This is a genomic window from Actinobaculum sp. 313, from assembly GCF_003073475.1.
GTDB lineage: Bacteria > Actinomycetota > Actinomycetes > Actinomycetales > Actinomycetaceae > Asp313.
This window is the reverse complement of sequence record NZ_CP029033.1, coordinates 246251-260765: the sequence shown is the minus strand read 5'-3', so window position 1 is coordinate 260765 and position 14515 is coordinate 246251. Positions and strand designations below refer to the sequence as shown.

Below are 14515 nucleotides of genomic sequence, written 5' to 3'. Positions count from 1 at the left end.
CTTCGCTACCGTCTCGGATTCCTCGCTTCGCTGCCGTCTCCGAGCGTTCCGCAATTGTCCAGACGCGTTCTCCCTGGGCACGAAAGAGCCCCTGCGAGCACACCTCGCCAGCTTCAGTACTGCGGCATGTCCGGATCAATGCGCGCCCACCACGCACGGATCCCACCTTCAACGTTCACGGCATCGGCGCCTGCCGCCTTGAGTGCATCGGTCGCCTTTTGCGAACGCCCGCCAGCAAGGCAGTACAGGTACAGTAGACCGCCACCAAGCTCGCCTCGTGCCGCCTGCGGATCGGCGAGGATCCTGCCCAGTGGCAGATGCACCGAACCGGGAATGGCATTGATGGCACGCTCGTTTTCCTCCCGCACGTCCACCAGCGTGAAGTCTTCCTGGCCGGACTCCCGGGCAGCCAGCAGTTCGGCGAGTTGCTCTACCGTGACGTCCGACGACGTCGCAGAATTGGCCCCCTGCGCCGCAGCACCACCAGGAACCCCGGCCTGACGCGGCGTCGCAGCGCCGCCCGGCATCGGCGAAGCACAGGCGGCGCTCAACACCTCGCCGCGCAGCGGCTCCGGCCTGTCTTCCGCACCATGTACGTCTACCATGTCCGTCCTACCTTTCAGAGAGTCGACGACAAGCACCTTCCCGAGCAGCGGCTCTCCTGTGCCTGTCAGCATTTTGATGGCTTCGCTTGCCATAATGGCACCCACTTGCCCGCACAGCGAACCGAGCACGCCCGCCTCGCCACAACCGGGTACAGCACCAGGAGGCGGCGGGGCCGGGAAGAGGTCACGCAGGCACACTCCCGGTGCGGGGACCCCGTGGGAATATGCCCGCTCTCCCGTCCAAAACACTGAGACCTGCCCGGCGTAGCGCAGAATAGAGCCCCACACCTCCGGGATGGAGAGGTCCGAGCAGGCCGCATCAATCACATAGCGCGTCAGGAAGTTGTCCGTACCGTCGATCACCAGGTCATACTCGGCGATTACCTCCCGAGCATTGGATTCGCTCAAGCGCTGCGGATATTCGATCACCTGCACATCTGGATTCAGAGCGCGCAGGTGGGCCGCCGCGCTTGTCACCTTCGGCAGGCCAACCGCGTTAAGCGTGTGGATCACCTGCCGGTGCAGATTCGACGAGTCGACGGCGTCGTCGTCGATAATGCCAATGGTCCCCACTCCAGCGCCGGCCAAGTACAGCAAAACGGGAGAACCAAGGCCACCGGCCCCCACAACCAGCACGCGCGCACCGAGCAGGCGCCGCTGGGCAAGCGACCCGAATCCCTCCAAGAGGATCTGCCGCGCATAACGGCCGCGTTGCGCCGCGGAGAGCTCTGCCACAGGTTTCGCGAGTGCCTCCACCTCTATCTCTCCTTTTCAGATGCGGCGAATGGACTGCCGGAGTCCTTCAAGTCCCGCACGGGCTTGCCTGAGACCTGAACAGGTTCCCCGGAGAGCTGCACGGGTTTCCCCACGTCCTGCAAGGGTTCCCGAGGCCCGCACGGGCTTCCCCGCTTCTCACACGAAGCGCCGAGCATCGCCCCACACGTGCACCTTCTATCATGCCGCAATAAACACCCCTAGAATCGTGAATATGTCGCATCCACGCATTAGCGTCATCACAGTGTCCGACCGCTGCGCCCGCGGCGAGCGCACAGACGTTTCCGGGCCGTTGGCTGCCGAACTCATGCGCCCGTATGGCGAGGTGAACGCGCCGGTTGTTGTGCCAGACGGCATTGCCTCCGTTCAGGAGGCCCTCCGCGCCGCCGTCGCCGGTGGAGCAGACGTGGTACTGACCACCGGAGGCACAGGGATCACTACCCGCGATCTCACGCCGGAGGCAACCACTGCCCTGCTAGCAGCTCGGCTCGGTGGCATCGAGTCGCTATTGCGCGCGAACCCACGCGTTCCAACGGCCGCACTCTCACGTGGAGTTGCCGGAATTATGGAGCACGCCGGTCGGCGGGCCTTCGTCGTGAACGCTCCCGGCTCGACCGGCGGGGTGCGCGACGCCGTCGCCGTTGTCGGTCCGCTTCTCGCACATATCACGGCCGGACTGACGGACGTTGAGGCCACCGCCCCACATCCGCCGCGAGAGGAGACCGCTACCCTGGCGGCCCATCAGCGCCGTGATCGGGCGGAACACGAACTGCGGCAGGACGCTCATGCCAAGGCGACGTGGAAGGCGCAGCACCGCGGCATGCCAGAGCATGGGGACACCACCGTGGTGCGCGCCGAAGTCGTCGATGTGCCGATTGATATGCGCATGCTCGACGACGACGTCGCCTATCCCACCGCGGGTGCGGTTGCAACGTTTTGCGGGCGGGTACGCAACCATGACGAGGCACGAGCGGTGGTATCTATCCACTATGAGGCGCATCCGGATGCGAATGCCGTGATCCGCTGCGTGGCAGAAGAGGTTGCGGAGAAAAGCGGTGCGTGCAGAATCGCGGTCCGGCACCGTGTCGGACCGCTAGAAGTGGGAGATGCCGCTCTGGGCGCGGCGGTGTCAGCCTCGCATCGCCGCGAGGCCTTTCAGGCTTTGGAACAGCTGATTGAAGCGGTGAAGCTGCAGCTGCCGGTGTGGAAGAAGCAGGAATTCGCGGACGGAACACATGCGTGGACAGGCAGCGCGTAGTCGCCCTATCCGCCCGTGAACGGGAGAGGGCTTGCAGGCCTTGAGAGCCGGTAGATTCCGAGCACTTCCTCTGCCAATCGGAGAAAGTACAGCGTGCTGGCAGGCACCTAGCAGGCGCAGAGTGCGCCCGCCCTATCCGCCCGCGAATGGAGGAAGCACGTCGACCATCACATCGCCCGAGGGCAGCGGGGTGTCATCAGCGGCACGCGTGCCATTTACCAGCAGCGCACAAATCTGCAGAGTCGCGCCGAATTCAGGGGAATGGCGGGCAAGCAACTGGGTGCGAAGATCTGTGACGGTGCCCTCGGCGAGCTCCACGGTTTCCTCACGCGTTCCCGCCGCATCAGCTGCGGCGGCGAAGTAACGCATCCGAATCGTCATGCCATTAGCCTAGCCGCCAATAGCGCTCATGGGCCGGGTCGGCTGCAAGAAGGCGGGGTCATCCATGCCGTGACCGGCTTGTTTACCCCACATGGCGTGCCGCCAGATCTCGGCCAATTCGGCGTCGGAAGCGCCAGCACGCAGCGGCCCGCGTAGGTCTGTCTCCCCCGCCGCGAAAAGGCAGGTGCGTATCTGCCCGTCGGCGGTGAGACGGGTACGGTCGCAGTCGCCGCAAAACGGCCTGGTCACGGAGGCAATAATGCCGACCCGACCTGCCGGATGCGCCTGCCCGTCGAAAAACCCAGCGACCACCTCCCATTCCTGCGCGGGGGCGGCACCGCGTTCGGCAGCCGGGCGTGGCGTGAGGGTGAAGTGCTCACTCAAGACAGCAAGAATGTCATCGGCCGTAAGGAGTTCCTCCCGTTTCCACGAATTCCGGGGGCCAAGCGGCATGAATTCAATAAAGCGGAGCCGGTAGCCTCCGCGCAGGGCCTGAGCCAAGAGCGCGGGAGCCTCGTACGCGTTGACGCCGGGTAGTAGAACGGCATTGAGTTTGACCGGGTGCAGCCCGGCGGCTGTGGCAGCAGCTGCACCGGCGACGGCGTCGTCGTACCGATTACGACGCGTGAGCTTGGCGTATGTCTCGGCGGAGGCAGCGTCCATCGAGATGTTCACGCGCGCAAGACCGGCCTCTTTCAGCGCGGCAGCGCGATGGGTAAGGCCAAGACCGTTGGTGGTCAGTGAGATATCGGGCGCGGTGCCGAGGTCTGTACGTAGGGCGGCGGTTGCAGCAACGATGTTCTCCAGCCCTTTGCGCAGGAGCGGTTCCCCGCCCGTGAAGCGGACCTCACGGATTCCGAGTTGTTCGACGGCGAGGCGGACCAGGCGGATGATTTCCGCGTCGCTGAGCAGGCGGGCAGTGGGCAGCGGCGTGATCCCCTCGGCGGGCATGCAGTACTGGCAGCGTAGGTTGCACTTGTCAGTGAGCGAAACGCGCAGGTCGCGAGCCACCCGGCCAAAACGGTCGACGAGGCCGGTGGTGGCGGGCGCAGTAGCCTCTTCCAACACCACCGGCTTCGCCCTCGCGGGCGTCGGGACAGACGTGGCGTTCATATGGATCTCTCAGAAAACTCGATTAGGTCGGGCAACTGCTGGGGCCCGTTACGTCCCCAGCGGCTGCCCGTCAAAGCCCCGCTTACGCGGGTGAAGGGCCAAGTCAAACAACAAGTCTGGATCATCCCCGCCACAGCAGGGTGCACGCAACTCCGGGACTACTTGCGCAATCCTTTCCAGAGTTCTAAACTCGGCACCACAAGGTTAATTCTAACAATAAGCCGTTGGGTATATCTGCACTGGCTCGATAGTGGCTCCCTCTGGATCATTTCGTGACGGAGCAGCTTGCCCCTCCTTCACTTAATTTACCTTTACCTCGAAAGACTGCAGTGTCGCCTTTCCGTACGGCGGTACCGGCAAGTCGTAAACCTGCACAACACAATCATTATCTACCATTTGGAGCACAACCTACCCCGAACGGTGATGATAGCGATGATGCTAAGCCCGCGAGCCCAGCGAGTCTGGGCTAAGTCCGGTCGAGCCTGGTCCGCATCAGGCCTTGTCCCCGACCAGCGACGCTGGTTGCCCTTGTCACTCCACCTCTTGGATTCCGCTGCCGTAGCTGCTCATCTGGCTGAGAACTGGCTCAGCCCAACCATCTGTGATCTGCTGGAGCGCGAATTCTCAGATTCCACCACCGGCCTTGCACCCGCTGAAGAGTTCAGGCTCCTAGCCTCGTGGGTCGCTGGCGTGCACGATATAGGCAAGTGCACACCCGCTTTTTCCACAAAAGTGAGTTACCTTCATGATCGGATGCAAGAAGCCGGTCTTACATCGGAGCCAATAGACCCGCTCGAGCGGCGCAAAATCCCCCACGGTCTAGCCGGACACGTGATTCTAAGCCGCTGGCTCGTCGAAACATGCGGGTGGAATCGCCGCTTCACGAAGGCACTAGCCTCCGTCGTCGGGGCCATCACGGAATACCGCCTACCAACGAAGACATTGCCCGTGCTAAAGATCCGGGACGCAGTCATCTCTTGGGAAACGAGGCATGGAGGCAAACTCAGTCCGAACTTCTGGAACTCATTGTGAACCGCACCGGCGCCAAACGGTATCTTGAGCACTGGGCCGAGCGCGGCTGGTCACAGGCGTTTCTGGTGGAGCTCTCGGGCCTCGTCATCGTCTCGGACTGGCTGGCCTCGACCGAGGCCTATTTCCAACTGCTTGACGATGACGATCTTGGTCTAAGCCTTTTACAACCGGATGCCCACGCAGGCCGTTGCGAAGATGCGCTGGCACGCATCGAGATCCCTTCGCCTTGGCATCCCCATGATGGTGGAAATGATGCGGACGCCCTCCTTGCGTCACGATTCAGCCTGCCAGTCGAGGCGCGCGCTACTCCCGTTCAAGAGAAGGCGGTTGAAACAGCCCGTACCATGGAGCTGCCCGGTCTTATGATCGTTGAAGACGCGACCGGAGGAGGCAAGACCGAGGCCGCACTGCTTGCGGCAGAGATTCTGGCCGCTCGAACCGGCCGCTCCGGGCTTCTCTTCGCACTGCCCACGCAGGCAACCACAGATGCGATGTTCGCACGCGAACTCACGTGGCTTGATCACATTGAAGAGGCATACTCCGCAAGCGGTGCTCCTTCGGTCTTCGCGACTAGCCTGCTACACGGGCGTGCTCGCCTGAACACGAAGGCCGCGATGCTGCGCCGAAAGGGGTATGAGATCCATGAGCGACTTCTCGGCAGTCTGGGTGAGGATGCCGACGACATCGCAGCGGGCCCCACACCGGAAAACAGCCACACCACGCCGCTACCGGGCGAGATTGGCTGGGACGAGGTCGAAGCGCGAGCCAATGCGAGTACGCGAGTCTCAAGTCGCACAACACCGACAGAGCACCAAACGGATATTGCAATCCTCTCCTGGTTCAACGGGAGAAAGAAGTCCATGCTCTCCGACTTCGTTGTAACGACGGTCGATCACCTTCTATTCGGGGCGATGCGTTCCCCGCACCTTGCCCTTCGTCATCTCGGGCTTTCCCGCAAGATAGTAATCGTGGACGAGGTGCACTCCTACTCCACCTATATGAATGTTTATCTGGATCGAGCTCTGACCTGGGTTGCCGCTATGGGGGTACCTGTCATCTTGCTCTCTGCCACACTGTCGGAAGAGCGGTGCTCGGCGCTGGTGAATGCGTACCGGGATGGACTCAATGTGGCACAAGGCCTAAAATCGCGGACAACCGCTATCACCTCAAACGTGGCCGCCCGACTGAACACTCCCTTTCCATGCGTGGTAACAGTAGGATCCTCGGACAGTCATGTTTCCCCTACCCAGTCATCCGGGCGGCGAAGTACCACCACCGTTCAATCGCTGCGCGACGACGTCGACCTGACGTCCTTCTTCCGCGAGCACTTGGCCGACGGCGGTTGCGCGCTCGTGGTGCGTAACACGGTACGTCGGGCACAGAACACCTACCTGGAACTCCGCAAGGTGTTCGGTGAGGATGTCTCGCTGCACCACGCCGGCTTCACAGTCTCCGACCGGCAAGCCAAAGATGCTGACTTGCTGGCGCGTTTCGGACCTCCGGGCCGCGAAGAGCAAGGCACTCAACGCCAGATAAAGCGTCCAGAGCGTGCCATCGTCGTCGCCACACAAGTAGTTGAGCAATCCTTAGATGTCGATTTCGACCTGCTCATCACCGATCTTGCGCCCTTCGATCTCATCCTGCAACGCATGGGGCGGTTGCACCGCCACCGACGGCCACGGCCTCCCCGCCTGACGGAGCCGCTTTGCTACGTTCAGTGCCTGCCATCGCCGGGAAAGCCAGACCCACACTTAGAGCACGGCGCGAAGGCAATTTACGGCACATACGACCTGCTGAGAACCGCGGCCACCATCAATGAGGTGCTGGAACGCGGCGGAACCGTATCGGTACCAGACGATGTCCATCATCTGATGGAGACCGTGTACGGCAACGAAGGTACCTCACCGCCCGCGTGGGCGGAAGCGCTTGCAGAAGCCTTGAGTGACGCAGAGAAAGAGAAACGCTCCAAAGCGGAAGCTGCAGAAACCTTCCTTCTGCACCCACCCAAGCCAGCTGCCCCAAGTACGTCACTAGTCCAATGGCTTGATGGCACTGCGAGCGATAACGAAGAAAAGGGCCGTGCCCAGGTCCGCGACGGCGAAGACTCTCTCGAAGTGATTCTTCTCGATGCCTCAGATGCGGAGCTCCGCACGCTCAGCACAGCCCCCGAAGCGCCGGGCGTTCGTATCCCCACTGACCGAGTACCCGATAAGCCAACGGTCCGAGCCATGATGCTCTCCGCCGTCCGCTTGCCCGCAAGTCTCACAAGCGGACGCAAAATCGATGATGCAATCAATTCACTCGAAAAATGTGTCGTAGCCCCATGGCAGGATGATTACAACTTGCAGGGGCAGCTCTTCCTACCGCTAGTAGATGGTGTCGCCACGCTACTGGGAAAACGTCTGACCTACGACTCTGCGACCGGATTAATGGAGGTCCCGAAAGAATGACCGACTCCTTCAACCTACTCGATGAGCCTTGGATCCGGATTGCCCGGCTTGATGGCTCCCCTGTCCAGCTTTCCTTGCTTGGCATCTTTCGTGAAGCGCATGCGATTAGCGGCATCCACGGTGAAATTGCCAGCCAGGACATCGCGATCTTGCGATTGCTGTTAGCGATCTGCCACCGCACCATGAACGGCCCCGATAACGAAGAGACCTGGCTGGACTACTGGGACAATCCCGAACTCCTGGCAGATGATGCCATCGCTTATTTGGAAGGTCACCGTCCTCGCTTCGACTTACGGGATTCGACTGCACCCTTCTTCCAAGTAGCCGGAATCCATTCCGCATCCGATAAAGTCTCCGGGCTGGAATCACTTATCATCGACGTGCCAAATGGAGAGCCATTCTTCACAACTCGCGGCGGCGAGGGGCTTGAACGGATTTCTTGGGCGGAGGCCGCGCGATGGCTCATCCATGCCCACGCCTTCGACCCATCTGGCATCCACACAGGTGCGGTCGGCGACCCGAGCGTCAAGGGCGGAAAAGGTTACCCCATCGGTCCGGGATGGACCGGGCAAATCGGGGTCATCGCCGTCGAAGGTGAGACGCTACTGCGCACTCTGCTACTCAATACCGTCGTGCCGGGAGAGAATTCGGGCTTGAGAAGGGTGGAAGAGGATTTGCCGCCCTGGGAGCGCGAGTTAGACGGTCCAGCGGGTTCTTTGGACTTGCAACCGACGGGCCCAGTGTCATGTTTTACATGGCAAACCCGGCGTATCTTGCTCCACGGCGACGATGACGGCGTCACCGGTGTTTTCCTCGGGAACGGTGATAAGGCCACCCCGCAAGATCGATTTCATTACGAGCCGATGAGCGCGTGGCGCTACTCGGATCCGCAGTCGAAGAAACTCAAGCGCACCGTCTACATGCCACGTAAGCTTCCCACTGATCGGGCGCTGTGGCGCGGCCTGCCAAGCTTGGTCTCGCAGCTCAGCCCTTCCATCACCGTGAAAGGGGCCGGGGAAGTACAGCGCTTCATAAACCCGGGTGTACTCCGTTTCCACCGCTGGCTTATGGCAGAGGAATACGTTCTCAATCGTGGGTTGATTTCCGTCCATGCGGTGGGCATGCAGTATGGCTCACAAGAAGCCGTGGTTGAGGAATTGGTCGACGATACTCTAGCTATTCCGGCCGCGCTTCTTGCACCGGGTAATGAGCGTTTAGTAGATGTGGTTCACGACGCCATGGAAGAAGCCGAGCAGGTAGCAGCGGCCGTGCGTAATCTCGGTGGAAACCTAGCACGCGCTCAGGGAGCCGAACCTGACCGGGTAAACGTTGCTGCAAAGCAAGCCGGGATCGCGTTCTATCTAGTCCTAGACCAACAGTTCCCTCGCTGGCTCGCGGCACTTGACGGAGCAGACCCGGATGCAGCACGCGACGAATGGCGGGGCGTGCTGCGCAAAGAAGCACGCACGCAGGCCGATGCCCTTGCTGCAGCTGCGCCGGCCACCGCCGTGACCGGACATGGAGAAGGCTCATCTCGAGTTGATCTGGGCAAGGCTCTTGCCTGGTTCTACGCGGCTCTCAACAAAACACTCCCAAGGCCGGAAACATCCTCACGGTCAGAAGTTGATACCAAGCCCAACGACAAAAGAAAGGAAGGAGAATGAGCACTACAGATACAACGCAGTCAACGGATGGTGGAGAGGCCGAAAATGACCGGCAGAAGTATCGCCCCCGTCTCAGTAAGCTCGCCCACAGTCTTGATCAACGGATTGTGGGCATACAAAAGAAAATACTGCAAGAGCACTCCGATGCCAGAGCAAACTTGGCCAAATTGCGGCACGCTGCTGCAAGCGCACCTGGTGAGGTTCCCTCCGTCTGGGACCTAACCGCCGTCGATCCAGCGAAGTACGCCAATGGCACAGAAAGAAGTGGGCGAGTTGGAGACCAACCAACACCCGAGGAGTTGGCTGCCCATACCGTGATGACCCTGTACGCCGTGCACCAGCAGTCACGGCAGCAGGGAATGCACCGCCCCGGCTGGGGGCTCGGTTACGCAGCTCGTGAGTTGATTGGCACAGGTGATGAAGAACAGGCGTCGAAACGCGCCCGCTTCGACGCCCTGGTGACTTCATCAACGACCGCTGAACTACGCCGTCATCTACGTACCTTCATCTCGCTGCTGCGGACCGAAGAGATCCCTCTCGATTACGCCATGCTGGCCGACGACCTCATTTCATTCCAGTACCCGGGCGGCCCCAAAGAAGTCCGATTGCGTTGGTCGCGACAGTACTACCGCATACCACCACAGGACGACGGCGCACCCTCGTCATCCGACATATCCGATAACACACACAATGGAGAACAAGCATTATGAGCACCTACGTTGACATCCACATCATCCAGAATCTTCCGCCATCGTGCGTCAATCGTGATGACACCGGCTCCCCAAAGTCCGCAGTTTATGGGGGCGTGCGGCGCCTGCGCATTTCCAGTCAATCTTGGAAGCACGCCACACGTCTCTACTTCCAAGATCACCTCGACTCCAGTGAGCTAGGCACGCGCACAAAGCGCGTTGTAGGGTTACTTGCCAGCGAAATCACCACCCAGGCTGCCGATTTGGCTGACGATGCAGAAAACCTTGCGGAGGAGATTTTCAAGGCTGCGGGTATCAAGACCTCTTCTCCTCGTACGACGAAGGGTGCGGCGCCAAAACCTGCCGAATCTGGCTATCTGATCTTCCTGTCGTACCGGCAGATTGTTCAACTCGCGGAACTCGCCGTCAAGTGTTCGCACTCCGGGGCGCCTCTCGATAAGAAGGCAGTCAAGACTATCTTCAAGTCTGACAACTCCATTGACGTGGCACTCTTCGGACGGATGGTAGCCGACGACGCCGATCTCAACGTTGATGCCGCTTGCCAGGTTGCGCACGCGTTATCCACGCACGCAGCTGAAAATGAGTATGACTTCTTCACAGCAGTCGATGATGCCAAGGCGCGCTCCGATGCGGAAGAGGACGTCGGCGCAGGCATGATGGGAACGGTCGAATTCTCCTCCGCCACGGTCTACCGTTACGCCACCGTGAACCTCGACATGCTGCACGAAAACCTTGGGGATAAGGAGGCCACTTTACGCGCTCTCACAGCATTCGTTGATGGATTCGCCACCTCCATGCCTACCGGCAAGCAGAACACGTTCGCAAACCGTACGCTGCCAGATGCCATCGTCGTAATGGTTCGTGATGACCAGCCGATATCATTCGTCGGCGCGTTTGAGGAAGCCGTCAAGCAGGACTCTTCTCGCGGCTACGTTGCGCGGTCAATAGACGCCTTGGCAACATATGCTGACAAGGTCGTTGCCCAGTACGGCTTGGAACCGCAAGAGAGCTTCGTGGTCGCGCTTGACGATTCTGATGCCGTCAACAGACTCGGCCGGCGCGTGACCTATAAAGAACTCAGTACTGCTGTGCGCGCCAGCGTCCAGGGCAGCAATTCGGAGACAGACGCGAGCAGCCCGGAGCAAGGCTAATGACTGTTCTTCTTATTCGGCTCGGCGGACCTTTGCAATCGTGGGGAGTGAAGTCACGTTTCACTGTTCGCGCCACCGAACTATCCCCACAAAAAGCGGAATCATTGGCATGCTCGCCGCCGCTGAAGGGCGACGACGCACGGACCCAGTTGAGGATCTCATTATGCTCCGTTTCGGAGTTCGGATAGATCAGCCGGGAGCCGTGACGCGCGACTTCCACACCGCACGTACATTGGACGGCAAAAAGTCCATGCCTTTATCGAACCGCTACTACCTTTCTGATGCGGTGTTCCTCGCTGGCATTGAGGGACACCGCGACGTTCTGGAGAGGCTCGACTTCGCGCTGCGTCATCCACGGTTCCCCCTCTATCTAGGGCGTCGTTCCTGCCCTCCGACATTGCCGGTCTCTTTGGGACTACGCGAAGGAGAGCTGCTGGAAGTTCTACGGACTGAACCGTGGCATGCCTCTGAAACGTATCTTCGCAGAACCTCAGAGTCCGATGTTGAGATTCTCGTCGACAAAAAAGCAGTTCCCGAAGGGGAATCCACCGACTACGCTTTCGGGAGTCGGGACGTTCCTTTTTCCTTCGATCCACGTCGGCGTGAATATGGGTTCCGAGATGTTGAGCGATCAAAGGTACATCTCCGGGTAGTGCTTCCCGACCAGCACGACCCTATGGATGCAGCCCAGCAAGCTCAGGAGGCATGATGTTCCTAACCCAACTCAAGCTCGACATCAAACGGCGGGACACCCGTCGTTACCTCGGATCTCCACAAGTGATGCATGCAGTGGTTGCGGCGGCGTGTTCAGGCCGCGATGCCAACGCTGAGGCTGACAGCCGCGAATCGCTGGAAGCTATCCCCACATACTCCGATCCGAACGATTCATTAGGTCCTGGGCGAGTCTTGTGGCGGGTCGATGAGGGCGCATTCACAACGAAGCTCTACATCGTCTCACCCACTACTCCCGACATGGAGAAGCTGGAGAATACTGCCGGAGCTGGCGAAGCGCGTACAGTCGACTACGCTCCTTTCCTTCGCAAACTGAGCGAAGGCCAATTGTGGGCCTTCCGTCTCGCAGCAAACCCCATGTACGCCAAGTCACAAGACTCTGGCAATCGGGGAAAGCGATACGGGCACGTTTCCATCATGCACCAAGCCAAGTGGTTGTTGGAACGGTGCGAAAAGCATGGCTTTAACATCGCTTCCAGCGACGGGCACGGCGATACTCCACGCATATCTGCACCCGGTGAAAATGTAGCCCTAGACGGTAGCGCTAGCACGGAACAAGGTGATGACGATCCTGCGGCCTCCGTCAACGCCCTCGTTGTCCGCCGGGAGCGGCCGTCTTTCCGTCGCCGTCGGAAAGACGGTAGCGGCAACGACCGGGTAACGATCAATCGCACCGTGTACGAGGGGATACTGCGAGTAACCGATGCGGAGAGGCTACGGCACATGCTCGTAAGCGGTCTCGGAGCATCGAAAGCCTACGGCTGTGGGCTGATGACGCTGGCCTATCCGCACTGAGGCTGACGACGATGGCCCGCCTGCTTCCCGTTCCGGTAACGGCGCTTCCACGCGCTCAGGACCGAATGACGTTTTTGTACGTGGAGCACTGCGTGGTTCACCGTGAAGACGGCGCGCTAACAGCACGCGATGCTGCAGGGACTATTAGAGTGCCTGCAGCATCGCTGCTCGCCGTCATGCTTGGGCCGGGCACTTCGGTTAGTCACCAAGCAATGACCTTACTCGGGGAGTGCGGCACGACGGCGGTCTGGGTCGGCGAGCGCGGTGTGCGCTATTACGCTCATGGGCGCTCACTGGCTACATCAACGCGATTACTTGTCGCCCAGGCCGCCCAGGTTTCTTCCCCACAAAAACGCCTGCGTGTTGCGAGGCACATGTACTCGATGCGCTTCGCCGATGAAGATGTCTCCGGGCTGACCATGCAACAGCTCCGCGGCAGAGAGGGAGCACGGATTCGCGATGTATATCGTGAACACTCCCAGCGCACCGGTGTGCCTTGGCGTCGACGTGACTACCGTCTGGACGACTTCACTGCGTCAGATCCCATCAACCAGTCACTTTCAGCAGCACATGCCGCGCTCTACGGAGTTGTCCACTCTGTCATAGTCTCATTGGGATGTTCTCCGGGACTCGGCTTCGTGCACACCGGCCATGAGCGATCCTTCGTCTACGATATCGCCGATCTGTACAAGGCCGAGACAACTATTCCAATCGCCTTCGACGTCGTCGCCGAGGGCATGAGCGACCTTACCGGCACGACGCGAAGGCGGGTACGTGACCGAATATTCGAACTGAAGGTTATCGAACGTTCCGTGCACGATATTCAAAGCCTTCTGGACGTTGACGACGAGGAAACACTGGAAGTCAACGTTGTATCCCTGTGGGACTACCAGAAGGCGGTTGTTGCAGGGGGATCGAATTATGCGGCCGTGATTCCAGATGACGAGGGCAGCTACCCCGATCCTGAGCCGTCCGGGGGTGATGCTGGCGCATGATCGTCATCGTTCTCTCCGCAGCCCCCGCCGGGCTCAGGGGAGCACTGACACGTTGGCTCCTCGAAGTTTCCGCAGGTGTTTATGTCGGGCACTTGTCGGCCCGAGTACGAGAACAAGTCTGGGAACTCATTAGTGAGAGTATTGGCAATGGTCGCGCTTTGTTAGTCTACTCAACGCGTTCCGAGCAGCACTTCACTGTACGTTCTCTCGTGAGCGGGGATGATCCGAGAGGGGAAGACCGGCTGAGATTTACCTTGCCGTTGACCCCGCGTGAGCGGGGATGATCCGGGCACGTGACCAGGGTGGCCGGGGTGCCGCTAGTTGACCCCGCGTGAGCGGGGATGATCCTGCGTGCACGTCGCGGCAGGCGTGGGCTGCGACGTTGACCCCGCGTGAGCGGGGATGATCCGAGTCGGTAGGCGCCGTAGGCAACGAGTGCTACGTTGACCCCGCGTGAGCGGGGATGATCCGTGCCGCGAAGGCGTCAGCCATCGCGGTTGGGTGTTGACCCCGCGTGAGCGGGGATGATCCCTGCAACGTCGAAGGGGAAAACGGATTAATGCCGTTGACCCCGCGTGAGCGGGGATGATCCGTGCCGGACAGGCCCTCCACCGATAGTTTGGTGGTTGACCCCGCGTGAGCGGGGATGATCCGGCCCGCCGCACCGCACAACTCCGCGTCCTCGGGTTGACCCCGCGTGAGCGGGGATGATCCTCGTCCGCGAACGACCAGAGGCCAGCGAATAGCGTTGACCCCGCGTGAGCGGGGATGATCCTATTCCGCCATAACATGATGACAAAGGAGAACTGTTGACCCCGCGTGAGCGGGGATGATCCGGAACGGCAGCGGATTGTA

The 14515-nt window shown here is 60.4% G+C and carries 11 protein-coding genes, 2 pseudogenes and 1 CRISPR repeat array (1 of these 14 only partly in view); of the genes and pseudogenes, 10 read left to right on the top strand and 3 right to left on the bottom strand.

All coding sequences use genetic code 11. The features are described 5' to 3' along the window. Positions 1 to 113: 113 nt before the first annotated feature. Positions 114 to 1361, bottom strand: coding sequence for a ThiF family adenylyltransferase (locus DDD63_RS01095; protein WP_205647276.1), 1248 nt, complete (start codon positions 1359 to 1361; stop codon positions 114 to 116). Between the two features lie 232 nt (positions 1362 to 1593). Here DDD63_RS01095 and DDD63_RS01090 point away from each other — a divergent pair, with 232 nt between their 5' ends. Then, positions 1594 to 2637: a molybdenum cofactor biosynthesis protein MoaE gene (locus DDD63_RS01090; protein WP_108714823.1), complete on the top strand. Its 1044-nt coding sequence runs from the start codon at positions 1594 to 1596 to the stop codon at positions 2635 to 2637. Between the two features lie 132 nt (positions 2638 to 2769). On the opposite strand, the gene DDD63_RS01085 is transcribed toward DDD63_RS01090, so the two are convergent. Continuing rightward, complete coding sequence (locus DDD63_RS01085) at positions 2770 to 3018, bottom strand: MoaD/ThiS family protein (RefSeq protein WP_108714822.1); 249 nt, start codon at positions 3016 to 3018, stop codon at positions 2770 to 2772. A 9-nt stretch (positions 3019 to 3027) separates the two neighbouring features. Then, positions 3028 to 4131: a GTP 3',8-cyclase MoaA gene (gene moaA / locus DDD63_RS01080; RefSeq protein ID WP_108714821.1), complete on the bottom strand. Its 1104-nt coding sequence runs from the start codon at positions 4129 to 4131 to the stop codon at positions 3028 to 3030. 423 nt (positions 4132 to 4554) lie between these two features. On the opposite strand from moaA, the pseudogene DDD63_RS12625 reads away from it, so the two are divergent. The 9 genes and pseudogenes from DDD63_RS12625 to cas2e all read left to right on the top strand — a co-directional run. Continuing rightward, positions 4555 to 5228 (top strand): annotated as a pseudogene (locus DDD63_RS12625) (CRISPR-associated endonuclease Cas3''); the annotation flags it as partial. Positions 5229 to 5507: 279 nt separating this feature from the next. Beyond that, the gene (cas3, locus tag DDD63_RS13045; RefSeq protein WP_346426241.1) at positions 5508 to 7613 is read left to right on the top strand and encodes a CRISPR-associated helicase Cas3'; all 2106 of its coding nucleotides are present in this window, start codon (positions 5508 to 5510) and stop codon (positions 7611 to 7613) included. Continuing rightward, positions 7610 to 9277, top strand: coding sequence for a type I-E CRISPR-associated protein Cse1/CasA (gene casA, locus DDD63_RS01070; RefSeq protein ID WP_108714820.1), 1668 nt, complete (start codon positions 7610 to 7612; stop codon positions 9275 to 9277). The genes cas3 and casA overlap by 4 nt, the downstream gene beginning before the upstream one ends. Further along, positions 9274 to 9987, top strand: coding sequence for a type I-E CRISPR-associated protein Cse2/CasB (gene casB, locus DDD63_RS01065; RefSeq protein WP_164505396.1), 714 nt, complete (start codon positions 9274 to 9276; stop codon positions 9985 to 9987). Before casA ends, casB begins: the two co-directional genes overlap by 4 nt. Then, positions 9984 to 11138, top strand: a complete 1155-nt coding sequence (gene cas7e, locus DDD63_RS01060) for a type I-E CRISPR-associated protein Cas7/Cse4/CasC (RefSeq protein ID WP_108714819.1) — start codon at positions 9984 to 9986, stop codon at positions 11136 to 11138. Before casB ends, cas7e begins: the two co-directional genes overlap by 4 nt. A 109-nt stretch (positions 11139 to 11247) precedes the next feature. Continuing rightward, positions 11248 to 11847 carry a type I-E CRISPR-associated protein Cas5/CasD gene (cas5e, locus tag DDD63_RS01055; RefSeq protein ID WP_240611313.1) on the top strand — a complete coding sequence of 200 codons (600 nt, stop codon included), beginning with the start codon at positions 11248 to 11250 and terminating at the stop codon, positions 11845 to 11847. Then, a complete protein-coding gene (cas6e, locus tag DDD63_RS01050; protein ID WP_240611312.1) occupies positions 11844 to 12665 on the top strand; it encodes a type I-E CRISPR-associated protein Cas6/Cse3/CasE in 822 nt (273 codons plus the stop codon). The genes cas5e and cas6e overlap by 4 nt, the downstream gene beginning before the upstream one ends. Positions 12666 to 12676: 11 nt before the next feature. Beyond that, positions 12677 to 13660 carry a type I-E CRISPR-associated endonuclease Cas1e gene (gene cas1e / locus DDD63_RS01045; RefSeq protein ID WP_108714817.1) on the top strand — a complete coding sequence of 328 codons (984 nt, stop codon included), beginning with the start codon at positions 12677 to 12679 and terminating at the stop codon, positions 13658 to 13660. Further along, positions 13657 to 13809 (top strand): annotated as a pseudogene (gene cas2e / locus DDD63_RS01040) (type I-E CRISPR-associated endoribonuclease Cas2e); the annotation flags it as partial. The gene cas1e and the pseudogene cas2e, both read left to right, overlap by 4 nt. Positions 13810 to 13858: 49 nt before the next feature. After that, a CRISPR array of direct repeats spans positions 13859 to 14515; the repeat unit is 28 nt; unit sequence GTTGACCCCGCGTGAGCGGGGATGATCC (it continues 4558 nt past the right edge of the window).